We start from the raw sequence: 17,753 nt of genomic DNA, 5'->3' as shown, positions 1-17,753 counted from the left end.
GAAATTTCCCGGCCTTTCTTTATTGAAATGGCGAGTTGCAGCTGGTGCGCGGCCCGGCGAGGGGCTGATAGGTATCATCGGAGCTGCGATAGCTGCGATAGCGGTTTGAGCACCACTGCATGTGATTGACGCTCGGCCCGAAGCGCTTAACCTGCGGGCGGGTGGATGGGCGCACGTCCAACGGCTCGCCGTTCTTGTAACGCAACACACCCTGACCGGAGATATAGTTTTCGCTGTTGCGGCAGGTGACGGAGCCGTAGCATCCCGGCGAATTCGGGCCGGGTCGATTGGTATTCGAATTGGGATTGACGACTGGCGGTCTGGTCGGCTGCAACGATGGCAGATAGGGCGTTTTGCGCAGTTCGACCGCCACGGCGGGCGCAGCGAAGCCAACGGCAAACAGACTGGAAATCATCGCTGCGCACAGGGTTTTCTTGAGCATTACGACTATTGCCTTTCATGTATGGGAGGCGGGCATTCGCTGTCGTCATACACTTAATATGGGTGTTTCATCTTCCAAAATCATCCGTTCGGGGAAAATTCCCGGCGCGGCCAAGAAGTCCTTGCCAATCGCGATGCAACTGGCGAGATTGCTCGCACATGTTTACGATAGCCACATTCAATGTCGAGAATCTGATGCGCCGGTTCGATTTTTCGGGCTTCCGCAATGAATTGCATCAGGACCGCAGCCTGCAATTGTTCGAAATCGGTGACGAGGCGCAATACCGTCTGCTGGAGCAGGCGCGTGCTGTCGCCCATGCCGACGACACAAGGCAGATGACGGCGCTCGCAATCGCCGAAACGCGCGCCGACATACTGTGCCTGCAGGAAGTCGATAATCTGGCCGCGCTCAACGCCTTCGAATATGGCTATCTTTTCAAGATGATCGGCCATGGCTACCGGCACAAACATCTGATCGACGGCAATGACAGCCGGGGCATCGACGTGGCCGTCATGATCCGGGACACGACCCGCGACGGCCAGCCTATAGAGGTGGACGAGGTCACGAGCCACGCGCATCTGACCTATAATGATTTCGGCCTGTACGAGCCTGTTCTGGCAGAACTTGGCATTGAGCCGCATGACCGCATTTTCAAGCGGGATTGTTTGAATGTGGATTTGCGTATTGCGGGCAAGCCGCTCTCGCTTTTCGTGACGCATCTCAAATCCATGACCGGCGCGCGCAACGGCTTTGACGGGCGCACCGCTTCATCCCCGGTTCGCAAAGCCGAGGCGAAGGCGATCCGCCGCATCATCGAAGACAAGTTCGGACCGGCCAAGGCTGCCAATCGGCGCTGGCTGATCTGTGGCGATTTCAACGATTATCGCGAGCGCATCGTCATTGGTGGCGATGAATGGAACGGCTATGACTTCACGCCCGTTCAGGAAGAGGACAGCGCGCTCGATGTGCTGCTTGGCGATGGTTTTGCCGTCAATCTCGTGGAGCGCCGCCCGATCATGGATCGCTGGACGTTGTATCATACGCGCGGACCACAGGAGCGACATCTTTGTCAGCTTGATTACATCCTGGCGTCACCATCATTTGCTTTGAAAAACGAAAGCGCGGTGCCGCAGATTGTCCGGCGCGGCCAGCCATGGCGCACGGTGTTTCCACGGGATCAGCAGGTGGAGCGCTATCCGCGCACGGGCTGGGATCGGCCCAAGGCCAGTGATCATTGCCCGGTCGCCGTGACGCTGAATATTGTCTGAGAGGCAGGATAGAACCACGATGGATCATGTGCGGGAAAATACGGTTCATGTCATCGATGATGCCGATGTCCGTGTCGTTCCAGGGCCGCTTGAATATACGCAGCAGCATCAGCAGATAATTGCGCTGAACTGGAAGCGTGAGCAGGCCGCAAAGCCAGCTTTGTTCGATGGCGAAATCTTTTTGGCGCCGGAAGCGCGGCTGGCCGATGGTGTCTTGAAGGCGGGTTTCAAGCGCAGCAGCTTTGCGACGCTGATGCATTGGCGCAACGACCCGGAGCCAGTTCGTCCATGGCATATCTTCGGCGTGGGCGTCATTGTTTCATGCGAGGGACATCTGATTGCGGCCCGTATGGGCATGCAGAATGCCGGTGGGGGGCGCATCTATTTTCCGGCAGGCTCAATCGACGATAACGACATTGTAGACGGGCGGGTGGACTACGTCGCCAATATGCAGCGCGAGGTGCGTGAAGAAACCGGTCTCAATCTGGCCGACGCTGAGGGCGAGGTGCAGCTCAATCTGGTGACTGGCAATCGCAGCATCGCGCTGTTCCGCCGCTATCGCTTCGATGCGCCGTCGCGGGAGCTGGTTTCCGGCATCGAAAATTTCGTATCTGCGCAGGCTGAGCCGGAACTGGCCGAGATTATCCCGATCAAGGCAGCGGGCATGATGGGCGATGCCACACCGTCTTATGTTCGTGCTTTTGCCGACTGGCATTTCAGACAGTGAACAAATAAGCCAGACTGGCAGTGACAGGGCCGATAAATTGGCTATGCTCGCACAGAATTCTATTAAGATGATGGTTGAATATAAAGACACTGATCATAGTTTCCAGAAAAGTGTCGAGGGGAGATTGAGGGATGAGCGAAGCCGCTGTTTCCGGCCGTTTCTATGAGGTTTTCGACGTTTTTGCCGAGAAAGCTCTGGCCGGAAATCCTTTGGCCGTCGTCCATGACTGCGAAGGGCTGAACGATGCCCGCATGCAGGCCATCGCCCGCGAGTTCAATCTTTCCGAGACGGTTTTCATTTTTCCGCCTTCCAATCCCGCCCATGAGGCTGCGGTTCGGATTTTCACGCCCGATTACGAATTGCCTTTTGCCGGTCATCCGACGGTGGGCGCCGCCGTTTCGCTGGCGCGCCGTCGCAACACCGGCGATGAGGCCGACCGGCTTGTCGCGCTGGAAGAAAAGGTGGGCATTGTGCGCTGTGGCGTCATTCTGGGTGACAACAGCGCCTTTGCCGAATTCGATCTTCCGCGCTTGCCGGAAAAGATCGACATACGCATCGAGAAAGAAGAAGCAGCCGCCGCCATCGGGCTTGGAACGCATGAGATAGGCTTCGAGAATCATGTGCCCGGCATCTGGAGCGCGGGAACGCCTTATCTTCTCGTGCCGGTTCACAATCTCATCGCTGCGGCCAAGGTGTCGATCGATCCCGTTTATGTCACGGAGAACCTGCCACATGTCGATGGGCGTCCGCTGCCGATCTATGTCTATTGCCGCGAGACGATCCTGTTCAACAGCAATTATCATGCCCGTATGTTCGTGACCGGGGCGAATGTCTATGAAGACCCGGCGACGGGTTCGGCGGCTGCAGCCTTTGCCGGAATGATCCAGCAGAACGACAAGCCGATGGACGGCAGTTCGCAATGGTGGATCGAACAAGGCATGGAAATGGGGCGTCCGTCGCTCATCCGTCTTGAACTCGACGTCAACGGGCAGAAGCTGACCGGCGCGCGCATTGGTGGCACGGCGGTCAAGATCGCCGAGGGGCGACTTTTCATCTGACGCAAATCCTTTCGTCTCCTTGATCTCTGTCAAGGCAAGCTCACCGCCCTATGTATTAGGAGTATGGGGAAGCTTTTTCAGGAGACGATACGCCATGTTGATCAAGGAAATGTCGGACTACGATCTTCGGGACATGATTCAGAATTCGCATGTGGGGCGGCTGGCTTATATTCTGGATGACCGCCCGGTTATCGTGCCGATGAGTTTCCGCTTCAATGGCGGGTCGCTTTATTCCTTCACGACCGATGGGCAGAAGACCGAAGCGATGCGCAAGAACGATGCTGTCTGCATCCTCTTCGACCACATTCTATCCCGCACCGAATGGAAAACCGTGGTGCTGCACGGTCGCTATCGTGAGATCGCGCGGGAAGACGAGAAGGCGGCCATCGTCAGTATCATGTCTGCTGAGCCGACTTGGTGGGAACCGGCCTATACCAAGACCATCACCAAAGAAGGCGACACCCGCAAGCTGGAGCCGGTTTTCTTCCGGGTGGATATTGAGAGCGCCAGCGGTCATCAAACAAGCTGATCGCCGCGACTTCGATCATCCTTCACTTATCGAACGACAAGCACCGGAATCGTGCTGCGGGTAACGACTTCATAGGTCTGGCTGCCGAGCAGCAGGCCCTTGAAACCGCGCCGTCCGTTGGATGCCATGACGATCAAATCGCTGCCCAGTTCGGTCGCGGATTCGATGATGGCTGTTGCCGGGTGCTGCTCGACCACATGCAGCGTGTGGACTTCGCAGCCAGCCTCGACTGCCAGTTCGCGCGCGCGTATCAGTGTCGTATCGGCGAAATCCTTCCATTCCTGTTCGAAACGTTCGATGAAAGCCGGACTGTCGGTCCAACCGCCGGGCAGGCCGGACACGGAATAAGGTGCGGTGACCGTCACAACCGTAACCTTGGCTCCAACGGCCTTGGCCAGCTGGAATGCATGCACGAGACCACGCTCGGCGAATTCCGATCCATCGGTCGTGGCGACAATATTCTTGTACATGTTTCCTCGCTTCTCAAGATTCTGCTTTAAGCTAACGCCTATAAGAACCATATCCAAGCCTTGGCCGTAATGTTTGCGGCTGGAAATGCAAAATCAAAAGCGGAATGCCCATGCCTCTCGACATATCGCCGCCCATATCACCCCATTGCGATGCGTTTCAGGCAAGCTGGATCGCCACGGTTCTCAATCTCGACTGGCCATCGCGGGCGTCAACGAAAATCGAAAATGACGATGAACGCATCCGGCGGCAAAAACAGGAGCTGGTGAACCTCTTCGACGAGGCGTCGGAACACGGAATCAATGCGGTGGTGTTTCAGGTGTCGCCAGCAGCGGATGCATTCTATGCGTCATCCTATCTGCCGTGGTCGTCTTATCTGACCGGGACGCTCGGCAAGAACCCCGGCTTTGATCCGTTGCAGTTTGCCATTGAGCAGGCACATAAGCGCGGCATCGAACTGCATGCATGGCTCAATCCCTATCGGGTTTCGATGGACGTCAAGGCATCCACGCGCAAGGAATTGAAGAACTCGTCCAGGGATTCGCCGCCGAGTGTCTACAAGACGCATCCAAGCTGGGTCGGCGTGTCGGCGGATCGCTATGTTCTCGATCCCGGCATTCCCGCCGTTCGCCAATGGGTGACGAACATCACCGCCGAGGTCGTGCAGAAATACAATGTCGATGGAATCCAGTTCGACGATTATTTCTATTATGAAACCGCGTCCTCGCCTCTCGATGACGACAAGACCTATGCGCGTTTCGGTACGCGCTTTGCCAGCAAATATGACTGGCGACGTTACAATACCTATACTTTGGTTCAGGAAATTTCCGACAAGATCAAGTCGATCAAGCCGAATGTGCGCTTTGGCATCAGCCCCGGCGGGGTCTGGCGCAACAGGGCCGACGATCCGCTAGGGTCTGCCACGCGCGCGGGCAAGACGAATTATGACGGCGATTTCGCCGATACGAGACGCTGGGTCAAGGACGGCCTGATCGATTATATCGCGCCGCAGGTTTACTGGTCGTTCGGACGCAAGGCCGTGCCGTACGACACGATCGTCAAATGGTGGGCGGATACGGTGCGCGGCACCAAGACTGATCTTTACATCGGCATGGCGCTTTATCGCGCCGGAACCGCAACCGCGTCGGAGCCGGGCTGGCAGGCAGGTGGCGGCTTAAGCGAGATCAAGCGCCAGCTGGAACTGAACCAGTCGCTGCCGGAAGTGAAGGGCAGCATCCTGTTTCGACAGGGATTTCTGTCCGACCCAAAACTGAAGAACGTATCGGATTATTTGAAGAAGACGTGGGGCAAGTGCGGCCAGAAATAGCGCGTTTCACCGCGCATCTTTGATCCTGATCAAAGTGCGCTTCCCGCAGAGTTGCTAATCCTTATGCCGTTGCTTGTTTCCACCAGAATCGGCGACCCGGGATGTCCGGCCCTAAATGGCATCCCGGCCTTCATCAAATCTGTCGAGCGCATACCAGCGCGATCTTCCGTAGCGCCGTTTTCGACAGCCAGCGGGTGCTGTCGGCGTTGCCCCTCTATTTCACCAAATCGGCACCCGCGCTTCTCGTCGGTCGAGTATTTTGAAGAAATTGCCAGTATTTTAGCGTCTATTGATCAAGGTCAAAGCGATTGAAATTCGGGGCCACTATGCAGGGCCGCAACGGCATTTACTTTATACCGCGTTTATTAGCATTCGCTGGTTGTCAACCTGTGCAGTTGTTCCATATCCTCAACCATATGGTTCTCCGATGACTATCGAGCGGGGCGGTGGGATTGAGAACAGCCCGACAATGGGGATCGCCTGCCAATGCCTTGAACTAACTCGGGAATAATGCCGGCATTGTCGTAGATATTGCAAAAAGGGTGTTTCGCATGAGTTCCAACCGCAAGCAATGGATTGTGGCTGCAGTGGTGGTGGCGCTGGCTGCTGGTGGTTACTATGCCTGGAAGGCGCTGAACGGCAGCGGATTGCCCGATGGGATTGCCTCGGGCAATGGCCGTATCGAAGCAACCGAGATCGATATTTCGACCAAGAGCCCCGGTCGTATCCGCGAAATACTTGCCAATGAGGGTTCATTCGTCAAACAGGGCGATATTCTCGCTCGCATGGATACCGATCAGCTTGAAAGCCAGCGCGCACAGGCGGAAGCGCAATTGCGCCGGGCGCAGATCGGCATCGAGACGGCGCAGAGCCTTGTCATACAGCGACAGGCGGAATTTGCCGCCAATCAGGCGACGGTCGCCCAGCGCAATGCACAACTCGATGCGGCGCAGCGGCGTCTGGCACGTTCGCAGGCGCTGACCCAATCGCGAACCGTCTCCGAACAGGTTCTCGATGATGACCGCGCCAGTGCGCAAGGCGCGCAGGCAGCGGTCGAGGCTGCCAAGGCGCAGCTTGCGGCAAGCGACGCGGCCATCAATGCCGCCAAGGCGCAGGTTGTCGATGCCGAGGCATCGGTGGAAGCCGCCAAGGCGGCGATTGCCAGCATCATGGCGGATATCAACGACGCAACGCTGGTCGCGCCAACGGCGGGGCGGGTGCAATATCGTGTTGCCCAGCCCGGCGAAGTCCTTTCGGCTGGCGGTCGCGTTCTCAACCTCGTTGACCTTGGCGATGTCTATATGACGTTTTTCCTGCCGACCGCGCAGGCCGGTCGTGTCGCAATCGGCGCCGAAGCCCGCATCGTGCTGGATGCTGCGCCGCAATATGTCATTCCAGCCACGATTTCCTTCGTGGCCGATGTGGCGCAGTTCACGCCGAAGACGGTTGAAACCGAGGAGGAACGCCAGAAGCTGATGTTCCGCGTCAAGGCAAAGATTTCGCCGGAACTGCTTCAGAAATATATCCAGCAGGTGAAGACCGGGCTACCGGGCATGGCCTATGTGAAGCTTGACCCCGCTGCTGAATGGCCGAAGAACCTCGCGGAAACCGTAAAATGAGTGACGCTTCGGTCCAGTCTGAGGCGGGAGGCGACAGTTTTGTCGTTCGCGCAAGGGGCGTAAAATTGTCCTATGGCGCTGCGCAGGCGCTGCGCGATGTTGATCTCGATATCCCCGCAGGGCGCATGATCGGCCTGATCGGTCCCGACGGCGTCGGCAAATCGAGCCTGCTGTCGCTGGTTTCAGGCGCGCGCAGCATGGAGGAAGGCCACATTGAGGTGCTGGGCGGCGATATTGCCGATCGGAAGCATCGCGAATCTGCCTATCCGCGCATCGCCTATATGCCGCAAGGTCTTGGCAAGAACCTTTATCCGACGCTCTCGGTTTTCGAGAATATTGATTTTTTCGGACGGTTGTTCGGCCATGACAGGCAGGAGCGGGAGCGACGCATTGCCGATCTTCTGGCGCGCACTGGCATGTCACCCTTTGCGGATCGCCCGGCAGGCAAGCTCTCGGGCGGCATGAAACAGAAGACGAGCCTCTGCTGTTCGCTGATCCACGATCCTGATCTGCTGATCCTCGATGAACCGACCACTGGCGTCGATCCCCTGTCGCGCCGGCAGTTCTGGGAACTGATCGACGATATCCGCAAGGACCGTCCGGGGATGAGTGTCATCGTCGCGACCGCCTATATGGAGGAAGCGGAGCGTTTTGACTGGCTTGTCGCGATGAATGACGGGCAGATATTGGCAACGGGCACGCCGCGGGAGCTTCTCGAACGCACCAAAACGCCCAATCTCGATGCGGCCTTCATCGCTTTGCTGCCGGAGGAATTGCGGCAGGGGCACAAGGAAATCGTCATTCCGCCGCGCGCGCCGGGTGCCGATGCCGAGATCGCCATTGAAGCCGAACATGTCACGGTTCGGTTCGGCAATTTCACGGCGGTCGATAATGTGAGCTTCCGCATTCCACGCGGCGAAATTTTCGGATTCCTCGGCTCCAATGGCTGCGGCAAATCCACCACCATGAAGGTGCTGACCGGCCTTCTGCCCGCCAGCGATGGCATTGCACGGTTGTTCGGGCGCGAGGTCGATCCGAAGGATATCGATATCAGGCGGCGCGTCGGCTACATGTCGCAGGCCTTTTCGCTTTATTCCGAGCTGACGGTTCTCCAGAATCTGGAACTGCATGCCAAGCTTTTCGGCATGGAGCCGGAACTGACCGCGCGGCGCATCAAGGAACTTTCCGAGCGTTTCGATCTGTCCGGAGTGATGGACGAATTGCCGGATTCCATGCCGCTTGGTATTCGCCAGCGCCTGTCTCTGGCGGTGGCGCTGATCCATTCGCCGGATATTCTCATTCTCGATGAGCCGACTTCCGGTGTGGACCCGGTGGCGCGTGATGCTTTCTGGGAAATTCTGGCCGACCTGTCGCGCAAGGATAATGTGACGATTTTCGTCTCGACCCACTTCATGAATGAAGCGGAGTTGTGCGACCGCATTTCATTGATGCATGCGGGCAAGGTGCTGATCAGTGACACGCCGAAAGCGATCACGGCAAGCCGCAATGCGGCGACCTTGGAAGAAGCCTTTATCGCCTATCTGACCGAAGCCATCGGCGAGACGGGGCAACCGGCGGCACCCGTTACGGAAGAGGCACAAGCGCCGGTTCAGGCTGCCGTCAGTCCTCCCAAGCCTCAGCCGAGTTGGCTTCCCAATCCGCGCCGCATGCTGGCTTATACACGGCGCGAGGCGCTGGAATTGAAGCGCGATCCAATCCGCGCGACACTCGCCATTCTTGGCACGGTGATTTTGATGTTCGTGATCGGTTACGGCATCAATCTCAATGTCGAAAACCTGACATTTGCGGTTCTGGACCGCGACGATACGACGGTCAGCCGCGATTATACGCAGCAGATTGCCGGGTCACGCTATTTCACTGAAATGCCGCCGATCACCGATTATGACGATCTCGACCGGCGGATGCGCAACGGCGAGATCAGCCTTGCCATCGAGATACCGCCACGTTTCGGCGCAAATATCGCGCATGGGCGGCCCGTCGAAGTGGCGGCCTGGATCGACGGTGCCATGCCCACCCGCGCTGAAACGGTGCGCGGCTATGTGCAAGGCATGCATGCCAACTGGCTGACGCAAAAGGCGCGCGAGCTTTATGGCAATGCGGCGACGGTCGGCAATTTCAATCTGGAAATTCGCTATCGCTACAATCCCGATGTCCAGAGTCTGGTGGCGATGGTTCCAGCAGTCATTCCAATGCTGCTTTTGATGATCCCGGCCATGCTCGCGGTTTTGAGCGTGGTGCGCGAAAAGGAGCTGGGCTCTATCATCAATTTCTATGTGACGCCGGTGACCAAGTTCGAGTTCCTGTTCGGCAAGCAATTGCCCTATATCGCACTCGCCTTCCTCAACTTCCTGATGCTGACAGCCTTTGCTGTCTTCATCTTCCGGGTGCCGTTTACGGGCAGTTTCCTCACCTATGCAGCGGCGGCGCTGCTCTATGTCATCATCGCGACCGGCATGGGTCTGGTGCTTTCCACCTTCATGAGCAGCCAGATTGCCGCCATCTTCGGCACGGCCTTGCTGACACTCATTCCGGCGGTGCAATATTCCGGCATCATCGATCCGGTTTCGTCATTGCAGGGTGCGGGCGCATTCATCGGCAAGATTTACCCGACGACCTATTTCGTGACCATCTCGCGCGGGGTTTTCTCCAAGGCGCTTGATTTTGGCGATCTTGCCGGGTCGTTCATCCCTTTGCTGATCGCCATTCCGGTGCTGATGGTGCTGGCCATTCTCCTTCTCAAGAAACAGGCGGGCTGAGATGCGGATAGCCAACATATTCCAGCTCGGCATCAAGGAACTGCGCGGTCTCGCCCGCGATCCGATGCTTCTGCTGCTGATCGTCTATGCGTTTACGCTTGCGGTCTATACCTCTGCCCGGGCCCAGCCCGAAAATCTCAGCAATGCGGCTATCGCGATTGTCGATGAAGACCAATCGCCGGTCTCAAACCGTATCACCTCGGCTTTCTACCCGCCTTATTTCGTGCCGCCCAAACTCATTTCTTCCTACGAGATGGACAGCCGCATGGATGGAGGGCTCGACACTTTCGCGCTGAACATTCCGCCGAATTTTCAGCGCGATCTGCTGGCCGGGCGCTCGCCGACCATCCAGCTCAATGTGGATGCAACCCGCATGAGCCAGGCCTTTACGGGCGGCGGCTATGTTCAGTCCATCGTTTCCAGTGAGGTGAACGAGTTCCTGAACCGTTATCGCGGCACGGCGGATACGAAGGTCGATCTCAATTTGCGATCCCGCTTCAATCAGGATCTGAACAAGAGCTGGTTCGGCGCGATCAACAATGTCATTTCGTCGGTCACCATGCTGTCGATCATCCTGACGGGTGCTGCGCTGATCCGCGAGCGCGAGCATGGCACCATCGAGCATTTGCTCGTCATGCCGGTGACGCCGGTTGAAATCATGGTTAGCAAGGTCTGGTCCATGGGGCTGGTCGTGCTGGTCGCTTCGGCCTTTGCGCTGATCTTTGTAGTGCAAGGTCTGCTAGCTGTGCCGATTTATGGATCGGTTCTGCTGTTTCTGGCTGGCGCCGCGTTGCAGCTTTTCGCAACCACCAGCCTCGGCATTTTTCTGGCAACGGTTGCAGGCTCCATGCCGCAGTTCGGCATGTTGCTGATGCTGGTGCTAATGCCGTTGCAGGTGCTTTCCGGCGGCATGACGCCACGGGAAAGCATGCCGGACATCATCCAGAACATCATGCTGGTAGCTCCAAACACGCATTTCGTCATATTGGCGCAGGCGATCCTGTTCCGAGGGGCAGGGATCGGCGTGGTATGGCCGCAATTTCTGGCCCTGATCGTCATCGGTTCGGTGCTGTTTTACTTCGCGCTGCAACGCTTCCGGGCATTCCTGCGATAGAGCGGTGGGAACCGCTCTATCCATTCGTTTTGACGCATTATCCTGCGCATCGGAGCGGGATCAGAAATCAGTCCATTGAACCGATTTCCCCGCGTAGGCGCTGCGCACTTTGGCTGGAAATGCTCTAACCAAAGATGTTTGAAAACAATGCCCTGAATCGCTTCGTTGAGAATGCGATTCAGGGGAGCGCGCTTTTTGGCGCATTGCGAATCCGCCTCGGCCTTGCTAGGGCTCGTTTCAGGAAACGGTTTCGCTGTAAAAGGCGGATGAAAAGGGAACGCGGTGAGGCCATCTGGCCAATTCTGCGACTGCCCCCGCAACTGTAACCGGAGAGCTATCTTCCACAATCGCTCAGGCGATCAAGCCACTGAGAGCAGTTTTTGCACTCGGGAAGGCGGAAGAACAGCGGCGACCCGGAAGTCAGGAGACCTGCCGCATCCGGTCACCTAGTTTCGACGCGGGGCGTGTCGGGGCGCGGCTTTCCGTAGCGGTGACATTGGACAAATGTTGCCGCCGGAACGGGAAAAGGGTATCCCCCATTTCTTCGACCTGCGGTCAGGCGATATCGCCTTGCAGGAGACGATACAGGTGCATATTCCAAAATTATCCATTTTGCTGACGGCTGCTTTTGCGGCTGCAAATCCGCTTGCCGCATCGGCCCAAACCGCCAGCGGCGCGGGCGATGCCAATGCAAGCGTGGTTCTCGATACGATTGTTGTCACGCCGCTTCGTCGCGCAACGTCGTTGCAGCCATCCACCTCGTCGGTAACGGTCATCGACACGGCTGAAATCGAGCGTTCGGCGGCCCCCGATCTGCAATCACTGCTGAAATCCTATAGCGGGGTTTCGATCAAGGCGAATGGCGGGCAGGGGTCGAAGTCGGACATCTATATGCGCGGCATGTCGTCCAAGCAGACGGTCGTACTAGTCAATGGCGTCCGCACGGCATCGGCTACGGACGGAACCACGGCGCTGGCCAATATACCGCTGACGTCCATCGAGCGCATCGAGATCGCCAAGGGCGGCCATTCGGCCCAATATGGTGCGGATGCGATGGGCGGCGTCATCAACATCATCACCAAGCAGGGCGGGGCTTGTGGCGAGCGCTCATGGTGCGGCAGCCTGTCCACGGGCGTCACCCATCCCTGGGGCGGCTATGCTTCCGGTTCGGTGCAAGGGCAGAGCGCTGCGGGTGTCGATTATGCCTTTGGTGCGGCGATCACCGGCACCGAGGGCTATGATTTCACCAGCCCCGATGCGTGGGGACACGAACCGGACCGGGATGGTTTCCTGCAAGGCTCGCTCAACTTCTCGCTCGGAAAAGATTTTGACTGGGGCAGGATCTATGCGGACGGGCTTTTGAGCCGGGGCCGCAATCAGTATGATTCCGAATATCCGTCCGCCGATCAGGGCTACAGCACAGCCTTTTCTGGCAAGATCGGCACGCGGATCGATCACGCGGATGACTGGTCTTCGACAGTCGAGTTCAGCTCGGGCATCGATAGCAGCCGTGATTTCCGCAAGGGCGTCTCCGGCTCCGACCGTTATGAAACCAAGCGCTACGGCGTTTTCGCGTCCACCGAGAAAAGTTTCGAAACGGGCAAGGCAAAGCATGTCGTGACCGGCGGTGTCGAAGCCTATCGCGAGACGATCGATTCCACCGTCGCCTATGACGAGACGGGGCGCAATCTGGCGGCGGTGTTCGGGCAGTATTCGCTGGAATATGAAGCGCTGCGCGTCGATGGCGGTGTGCGTTACGACCACAACCAGCAATTCGGCGACGTGACGACATACAATATTGGTGCGAGCTATGAGATTGTACCCGACCTCGTTGTGCGGTCGTCCTATGCGACCGGATTTCGTGCGCCGACATTCAACGAGCTTTATTATCCCGGTTTCGCCAATCCCGATCTGCAGCCGGAAAAGTCACGCTCCTATGAAGTGGGGCTGAACTGGCAGATTTCGGCGGCGACCAGCCTTGATCTTGCGCTTTATCGCAATGAATTGCGCGATGCGATCATGAGTACCGCGCCTTCTTATCTGCCCTATAATGTGGCGCGCGCTCAGGTGACAGGTTTCGAGGCGACGCTGGCGCATCGCTTCGATGACCAATGGGGCGTGAAGGGGGTGCTGGACTTCAAGCGACCCATCGATGAAGAAAACGACACCGATCTTGCCTATCGCGAACGTTTCAAGGCGACCGCCGAAGTGAACTATACGCCGTTCGAAGGTCTCGACCTGACGGGCCGCGTCTTCTATGGCGGTTCGCGCTATGCCGATGCCGCAAATACGCGGAAGCTCGGCAGCTATGTGACCGCCGATTTCGTGGCGCTTTATGCCGTCGACAAGCAGTCAAAGCTGAAGTTCTCGGTCGAGAACATCTTTGACAAGGACTACCAGACGACCTCCGGTTATATTGCGCCGGGCCGTACCTTCAACATCGGTCTGACGCGGAATTTCTGAGGGTTTATCGACGGATGACGAGAGCGACGATCCTTGGCGCAAACTGGCTTATGGCGCTGGCAGCCATGGTTTCGGTCGCTCTTTCTTCTGCCAAGGCTGCACCGCCACAGCGCGTGGTGTCGATCAATGTCTGCACCGATCAACTGGCCATGCTTCTGGCCGCGCCGGGACAGTTGCGGTCGGTTTCCCGTCTGTCGCGCGATCCGCAGCTTTCCGTGCTGGCTGTGCAGGCGGCGACAATACCGGTTAATCGGGCTGAAGCAGAGGAGATTTTCCTCATGAAGCCCGATCTGGTGCTGGCGGGCACATTTTCATCGCAGGTGACGGTCGATCTTCTGCGCAGGCTTGGCCTGCATGTGGAACAGTTCACGCCTGCGCGCTCGTTTGACGATATCGAAGCGCATCTAAGGCGGATGGGCGCGTTGCTTGGACGCGAAGAACAGGCGGAAGCGCTGGTCGCCTCCATGCGATCTAGACTTGCGGCAATAGAAAAGCCGCAGCAACGCAAGACCGTCGCGCTTTATTTCGCCAATAGTTACACATCCGGGCGCGGCACATTGATTGACGAGGCGGTCAAGCGGGCAGGGCTGGACAATATCGCCGACCGCGCTGGCGTGAACGGACCTGCGGCGCTACCTCTCGAAATGCTGGTGATGGAAAAGCCAGATATGCTGGTCCTCAGTGCAAGCGAGCGCGCACCGGGGCTGGCTTTCCAGAATTTCCGGCATCCGGCTTTGCAGGCGCTGGAGCGCGAGGCGAAAGCAATGACGCTTCCCGATAATCTGACCGTTTGCGGCGGGCCGTTCAGTGTTGAGGCGGTGGAAAAACTTGGCGAGGCGGCGCGTGACTGAAAACACTCGTTTCGTGCTTTTGCTCGTCAGCCTTACCGTGCTTGTGGCGGTCCTTTTCGCGTGGTCGCTGCTGACCGGGCCAGCCAATATTGCGGTGAGCGACAGTCTCCGGGCGCTGTTCAGCGGCGAGGGCGATGCCATCGTGCTGGTGATGCGTGAGATCCGCCTGCCGCGCGCCTTGCTGGCTTTGCTGATCGGCGCGTCGCTGGGGCTTTCTGGGGCGGCCCTGCAAGGCTATCTGCGAAACCCGCTGGCAGAACCCGGATTGCTCGGCGTCAGCGCTTCGGCTTCGCTTGGCGCAGTCATCGCCATTTATACCGGGCTGTCGCTGCTGTTTCCCTTGGCCCTGCCTTTGCTGGCGCTGGCCGGTGCATTCGCATCGGTCTTTCTCGTCAAGCTTCTGGCCGGGCGCAATGCCGGAACATTGGCGGTCATTCTGGCCGGTGTCGCGGTGACCAGCCTAGCCGGAGCGCTGACTGCTCTGGCGCTCAACCTTTCGCCCAACCCCTTCGCAGCGATGGAAATCGTGTTCTGGATGCTCGGCTCGCTGGCAGACCGCTCGATGACCCATGTGATGCTGGTGGTTCCGTTCATCATCATTGGCTGGATCATGCTTCTGTCGCTGGGGCGGGCGCTCGACAGCCTGACGCTCGGTGCCGATGCAGCGGCCAGCATGGGTGTCAGTCTGGCCCGCGCGCAGCTTCTGGCCGTGTTGGGCACAGCGCTTTGTGTCGGTGCTTCGACGGCAGTGGCGGGCGCTATCGGATTTGTCGGTCTTGTGGTGCCGCATCTGCTGCGACCGCTGGTCGGGGCGCGACCATCGCGGCTGCTTGTCGCGAGTAGCTTGGGCGGTGCGGCTTTGCTGCTTGCTGCCGATATAGTGGTGCGGGTCGCCATGCCGGGACGGGAACTGAAGCTCGGCGTCGTCACGGCCCTGATCGGCGCGCCATTCTTCCTGTGGCTGGTGTTCAAATATCGCAGGCAACTCGTATGACGGTGCTCTCGGTTCAAAATATCAGCGTGTCGCTGGGCGGGAAAACCGTGCTGGATCGCGTCAGCTTCGATGCAGGCCCCGGCGAGTTCATCGGCCTGATCGGACCCAATGGCGCAGGCAAAACCACGCTTTTGAAAGCAATGCTCGGCCTTGTTCGGGCAGATGGCGCGGTTTCACTCGATGGACGAGGAATAGCCAATTTCAACGCCCGCGACAAAGCTGGTGCGGTTGCCTATCTGCCGCAGGAGCGCGATGTCGCCTGGCCGGTTTCCGCGCATATGCTGGTGTCATTGGGACGGTCGGCGCTGAAGCCAAGCTTTGCTTCGCTGGACGCTGGCGATGAAGCGCTGATCCGTTCGGCGATGCAGCGCATGGATGTGGAAGCCTTTGCCGAGCGGCCAGCCAACGCGCTTTCCGGCGGTGAACTGGCGCGGGTGCTGATCGCCCGCGTTCTGGCGCAGGATACGCCTGTGATCCTCGCCGACGAGCCGGTCGCCGGGCTTGATCCGTCGCATCAACTGGCCTTGATGGAAAACTTTGCCGCAATTGCGCAGGAAGGCCGAACGGTGATCGCCTCGCTGCATGAGCTTGGCCTTGCGGCACAATATTGCACGCGGCTGATCATTCTCGAGAACGGGCGTCTTGCGGCGGATGGCCCGCCGCAGGACGTGCTGACGCCGGAGCGGCTGCGGCAGGTTTACGGGATCGAGGCGCATATCCTGCATATCGACGGGCAGTTCATCGTGCAGCCGAAGTCCCGCGCTTAAACTCTGCGCCACTGGCGTTCCCGCGCCGAACCGTAGATCGTTTCCAGCGTCTTTTGCACTTCATAACCTTCACGGAAATCGGCATGTCCGGTTTTATGGCCAGCAATAGCCAGCAGGAAGTCGCGCACTTCGATGGTCTTGAGGTCGTTGAAACCGATCTGGTGTCCCGCCGCCACGCAGAACGAACCATAGGGTTCGTGGTCGGGACCGGCAAAAATCTTGCGAAAACCCTGCTGGCCTTTTTTGTCGGCATGAAGAAACAGGTCCAACTCGTTGAACCGCTCCTGCGTGAAAAAGATCGCGCCTTTCGAGCCGGAGATTTCGAAGTCATGCTGCATTTTGCGCCCGCTGGCGATCCAGCTTGCTTCCAGCGTCCCGGTCGCCCCATTGGAAAAACTGATCATGGCATGGCAGACATCGTCCACTTCAACCGGCTTGCTTTGTGAAGGATCGGCGCTGTCCGGGCGCTCGCGAATGGCGGTGACGGTCTTGCCCATGACTTCGGCAATCGGGCCGACCAGATAGCGCGCGGCAGCGATGATGTGGCTACCTATATCGGCAAGGGCACCGCCGCCGCCAGCCGGGTCCAGTCGCCATGTCCATGGAATGCGCGCATCGGCCATGAAATCTTCCGCATGGATGCCGCGAAAGTTCCGGACCTCTCCAATTTCACCGCTGTCTATAATGTCTTTCGCCAGCCGGATCATCGGGTTCTTGAGATAGTTGAAACCAACGGCTGTCTGGACACCTTTCTTCTCCGCCGCGAGCGTCATTTCCAGACAATCGGCTGCGCTGGGGGCAAGTGGCTTTTCGCAATAAACATGCTTGCCTGCTTCAATCGCCGCCAGCGCCATTTCCTTGTGAAATCGGTTGGGCGTGGTGATATCGATAAGGTTGATTGTCGGATCGGCAATCAGGTCGCACCAGTTGCCGGTCGCATGGGCAAAGCCCAGTTGTCTTGCGGCTTTCTCAGCGGTTGTTTCATCGATATCGGCCAGCGTGTGCAACTCGACCTGCAAAGGCAGGTCGAAGATGCGATTGACGTTGGCAAGCGCCAGCGCATGGGTCTTGCCCATAAAGCCGGACCCGATCAGACCTGTAACGACTGCCATGCCTTCCTCCCAAGCGCTGACACCATACATGCTGGCAAAGTTCTGCCCGCAATACGCATCATCCAGTCGGAAAATATGCGTTTCGGGGAGAGCTTATCCGATTGACATGGGCTAGCAGAAATGGAATTATAATTCCACGAGAATTTTCTAATGATTGTTTCATTCTATTGAATAGCCGAAGTCGCTTTATTTGCGGGTCATGACTTGGAGGAAGTCACCGTGATGATACCGACAAGG

15 protein-coding genes and 1 riboswitch are annotated in these 17,753 nt (G+C 58.0%); of the genes, 12 read left to right on the top strand and 3 right to left on the bottom strand.

From position 1 onward, the window contains the following. Nucleotides 1–19 precede the first annotated feature (19 nt). Nucleotides 20–442: a BA14K family protein gene (locus HWD97_RS16295; RefSeq protein WP_109369364.1), complete on the bottom strand. Its 423-nt coding sequence runs from the start codon at nt 440–442 to the stop codon at nt 20–22. A 158-nt stretch (nt 443–600) separates the two neighbouring features. On the opposite strand from HWD97_RS16295, the gene HWD97_RS16290 reads away from it, so the two are divergent. From HWD97_RS16290 to HWD97_RS16275, 4 genes are all read left to right on the top strand, one after another. Beyond that, a complete protein-coding gene (locus HWD97_RS16290; RefSeq protein WP_109369363.1) occupies nt 601–1,710 on the top strand; it encodes an endonuclease/exonuclease/phosphatase family protein in 1,110 nt (369 codons plus the stop codon). 19 nt (nt 1,711–1,729) lie between these two features. After that, nucleotides 1,730–2,437: an NUDIX hydrolase gene (locus tag HWD97_RS16285; protein ID WP_109369362.1), complete on the top strand. Its 708-nt coding sequence runs from the start codon at nt 1,730–1,732 to the stop codon at nt 2,435–2,437. A 131-nt stretch (nt 2,438–2,568) separates the two neighbouring features. Further along, complete coding sequence (locus tag HWD97_RS16280; protein WP_109369361.1) at nt 2,569–3,495, top strand: PhzF family phenazine biosynthesis protein; 927 nt, start codon at nt 2,569–2,571, stop codon at nt 3,493–3,495. Nucleotides 3,496–3,589: 94 nt separating this feature from the next. After that, nucleotides 3,590–4,024: a pyridoxamine 5'-phosphate oxidase family protein gene (locus HWD97_RS16275; protein ID WP_171318265.1), complete on the top strand. Its 435-nt coding sequence runs from the start codon at nt 3,590–3,592 to the stop codon at nt 4,022–4,024. Between the two features lie 26 nt (nt 4,025–4,050). On the opposite strand, the gene HWD97_RS16270 is transcribed toward HWD97_RS16275, so the two are convergent. Further along, entirely contained in the window at nt 4,051–4,494 is a 444-nt protein-coding gene (locus HWD97_RS16270) for a universal stress protein (protein WP_140024149.1), read from the bottom strand. Between the two features lie 110 nt (nt 4,495–4,604). Between HWD97_RS16270 and HWD97_RS16265 the strand changes: the two genes are divergently transcribed. The 8 genes from HWD97_RS16265 to HWD97_RS16230 all read left to right on the top strand — a co-directional run bounded on the left by HWD97_RS16265 (nt 4,605) and on the right by HWD97_RS16230 (nt 16,404). Continuing rightward, on the top strand, nt 4,605–5,819 hold the full coding sequence (locus tag HWD97_RS16265; protein WP_371835261.1) for a glycoside hydrolase family 10 protein: 1,215 nt from the start codon (nt 4,605–4,607) through the stop codon (nt 5,817–5,819). A 551-nt stretch (nt 5,820–6,370) separates the two neighbouring features. Further along, nucleotides 6,371–7,438, top strand: coding sequence for an HlyD family secretion protein (locus HWD97_RS16260; RefSeq protein WP_109369357.1), 1,068 nt, complete (start codon nt 6,371–6,373; stop codon nt 7,436–7,438). Then, on the top strand, nt 7,405–10,215 hold the full coding sequence (gene rbbA / locus HWD97_RS16255; protein WP_371835260.1) for a ribosome-associated ATPase/putative transporter RbbA: 2,811 nt from the start codon (nt 7,405–7,407) through the stop codon (nt 10,213–10,215). Before HWD97_RS16260 ends, rbbA begins: the two co-directional genes overlap by 34 nt. 1 nt (nt 10,216) lies before the next feature. Continuing rightward, nucleotides 10,217–11,329 (top strand): ABC transporter permease, encoded by a 1,113-nt coding sequence (locus tag HWD97_RS16250; RefSeq protein WP_371835259.1) that lies wholly within the window; start codon nt 10,217–10,219, stop codon nt 11,327–11,329. A 228-nt stretch (nt 11,330–11,557) separates the two neighbouring features. Continuing rightward, nucleotides 11,558–11,781: riboswitch (cobalamin riboswitch) on the top strand. A gap of 136 nt (nt 11,782–11,917) precedes the next feature. After that, on the top strand, nt 11,918–13,792 hold the full coding sequence (locus HWD97_RS16245) for a TonB-dependent receptor domain-containing protein (protein WP_371835266.1): 1,875 nt from the start codon (nt 11,918–11,920) through the stop codon (nt 13,790–13,792). A gap of 14 nt (nt 13,793–13,806) precedes the next feature. Next, on the top strand, nt 13,807–14,643 hold the full coding sequence (locus HWD97_RS16240) for an ABC transporter substrate-binding protein (protein WP_109369354.1): 837 nt from the start codon (nt 13,807–13,809) through the stop codon (nt 14,641–14,643). Next, nucleotides 14,636–15,637: an iron ABC transporter permease gene (locus HWD97_RS16235; protein ID WP_109369353.1), complete on the top strand. Its 1,002-nt coding sequence runs from the start codon at nt 14,636–14,638 to the stop codon at nt 15,635–15,637. The genes HWD97_RS16240 and HWD97_RS16235 overlap by 8 nt, the downstream gene beginning before the upstream one ends. Further along, complete coding sequence (locus HWD97_RS16230) at nt 15,634–16,404, top strand: ABC transporter ATP-binding protein (RefSeq protein ID WP_121536352.1); 771 nt, start codon at nt 15,634–15,636, stop codon at nt 16,402–16,404. The genes HWD97_RS16235 and HWD97_RS16230 overlap by 4 nt, the downstream gene beginning before the upstream one ends. Here the strand turns inward: HWD97_RS16230 and HWD97_RS16225 are convergent. Next, nucleotides 16,401–17,516, bottom strand: a complete 1,116-nt coding sequence (locus tag HWD97_RS16225) for a Gfo/Idh/MocA family protein (protein WP_109370258.1) — start codon at nt 17,514–17,516, stop codon at nt 16,401–16,403. The genes HWD97_RS16230 and HWD97_RS16225 overlap by 4 nt on opposite strands. Nucleotides 17,517–17,753: the final 237 nt, after the last annotated feature.

This window comes from Ochrobactrum sp. C6C9 (genome assembly GCF_022627935.1).
GTDB classification, from domain to species: domain Bacteria; phylum Pseudomonadota; class Alphaproteobacteria; order Rhizobiales; family Rhizobiaceae; genus Brucella; species Brucella teleogrylli.
The sequence above is the reverse complement of the archived record's forward strand: the minus strand, read 5'-3'. Positions and strand labels throughout refer to the sequence as shown.

Coding starts and splice junctions, on each gene's coding strand:
- HWD97_RS16295 (WP_109369364.1), bottom strand. CDS start 442: ATGCTCAAGAAAACCCTGTGCGCAGCGATGATTTCCAGTCTGTTTGCC.
- HWD97_RS16290 (WP_109369363.1), top strand. CDS start 601: ATGTTTACGATAGCCACATTCAATGTCGAGAATCTGATGCGCCGGTTC.
- HWD97_RS16285 (WP_109369362.1), top strand. CDS start 1,730: ATGGATCATGTGCGGGAAAATACGGTTCATGTCATCGATGATGCCGAT.
- HWD97_RS16280 (WP_109369361.1), top strand. CDS start 2,569: ATGAGCGAAGCCGCTGTTTCCGGCCGTTTCTATGAGGTTTTCGACGTT.
- HWD97_RS16275 (WP_171318265.1), top strand. CDS start 3,590: ATGTTGATCAAGGAAATGTCGGACTACGATCTTCGGGACATGATTCAG.
- HWD97_RS16270 (WP_140024149.1), bottom strand. CDS start 4,494: ATGTACAAGAATATTGTCGCCACGACCGATGGATCGGAATTCGCCGAG.
- HWD97_RS16265 (WP_371835261.1), top strand. CDS start 4,605: ATGCCTCTCGACATATCGCCGCCCATATCACCCCATTGCGATGCGTTT.
- HWD97_RS16260 (WP_109369357.1), top strand. CDS start 6,371: ATGAGTTCCAACCGCAAGCAATGGATTGTGGCTGCAGTGGTGGTGGCG.
- rbbA (WP_371835260.1), top strand. CDS start 7,405: ATGGCCGAAGAACCTCGCGGAAACCGTAAAATGAGTGACGCTTCGGTC.
- HWD97_RS16250 (WP_371835259.1), top strand. CDS start 10,217: ATGCGGATAGCCAACATATTCCAGCTCGGCATCAAGGAACTGCGCGGT.
- HWD97_RS16240 (WP_109369354.1), top strand. CDS start 13,807: ATGACGAGAGCGACGATCCTTGGCGCAAACTGGCTTATGGCGCTGGCA.
- HWD97_RS16230 (WP_121536352.1), top strand. CDS start 15,634: ATGACGGTGCTCTCGGTTCAAAATATCAGCGTGTCGCTGGGCGGGAAA.
- HWD97_RS16225 (WP_109370258.1), bottom strand. CDS start 17,516: ATGGCAGTCGTTACAGGTCTGATCGGGTCCGGCTTTATGGGCAAGACC.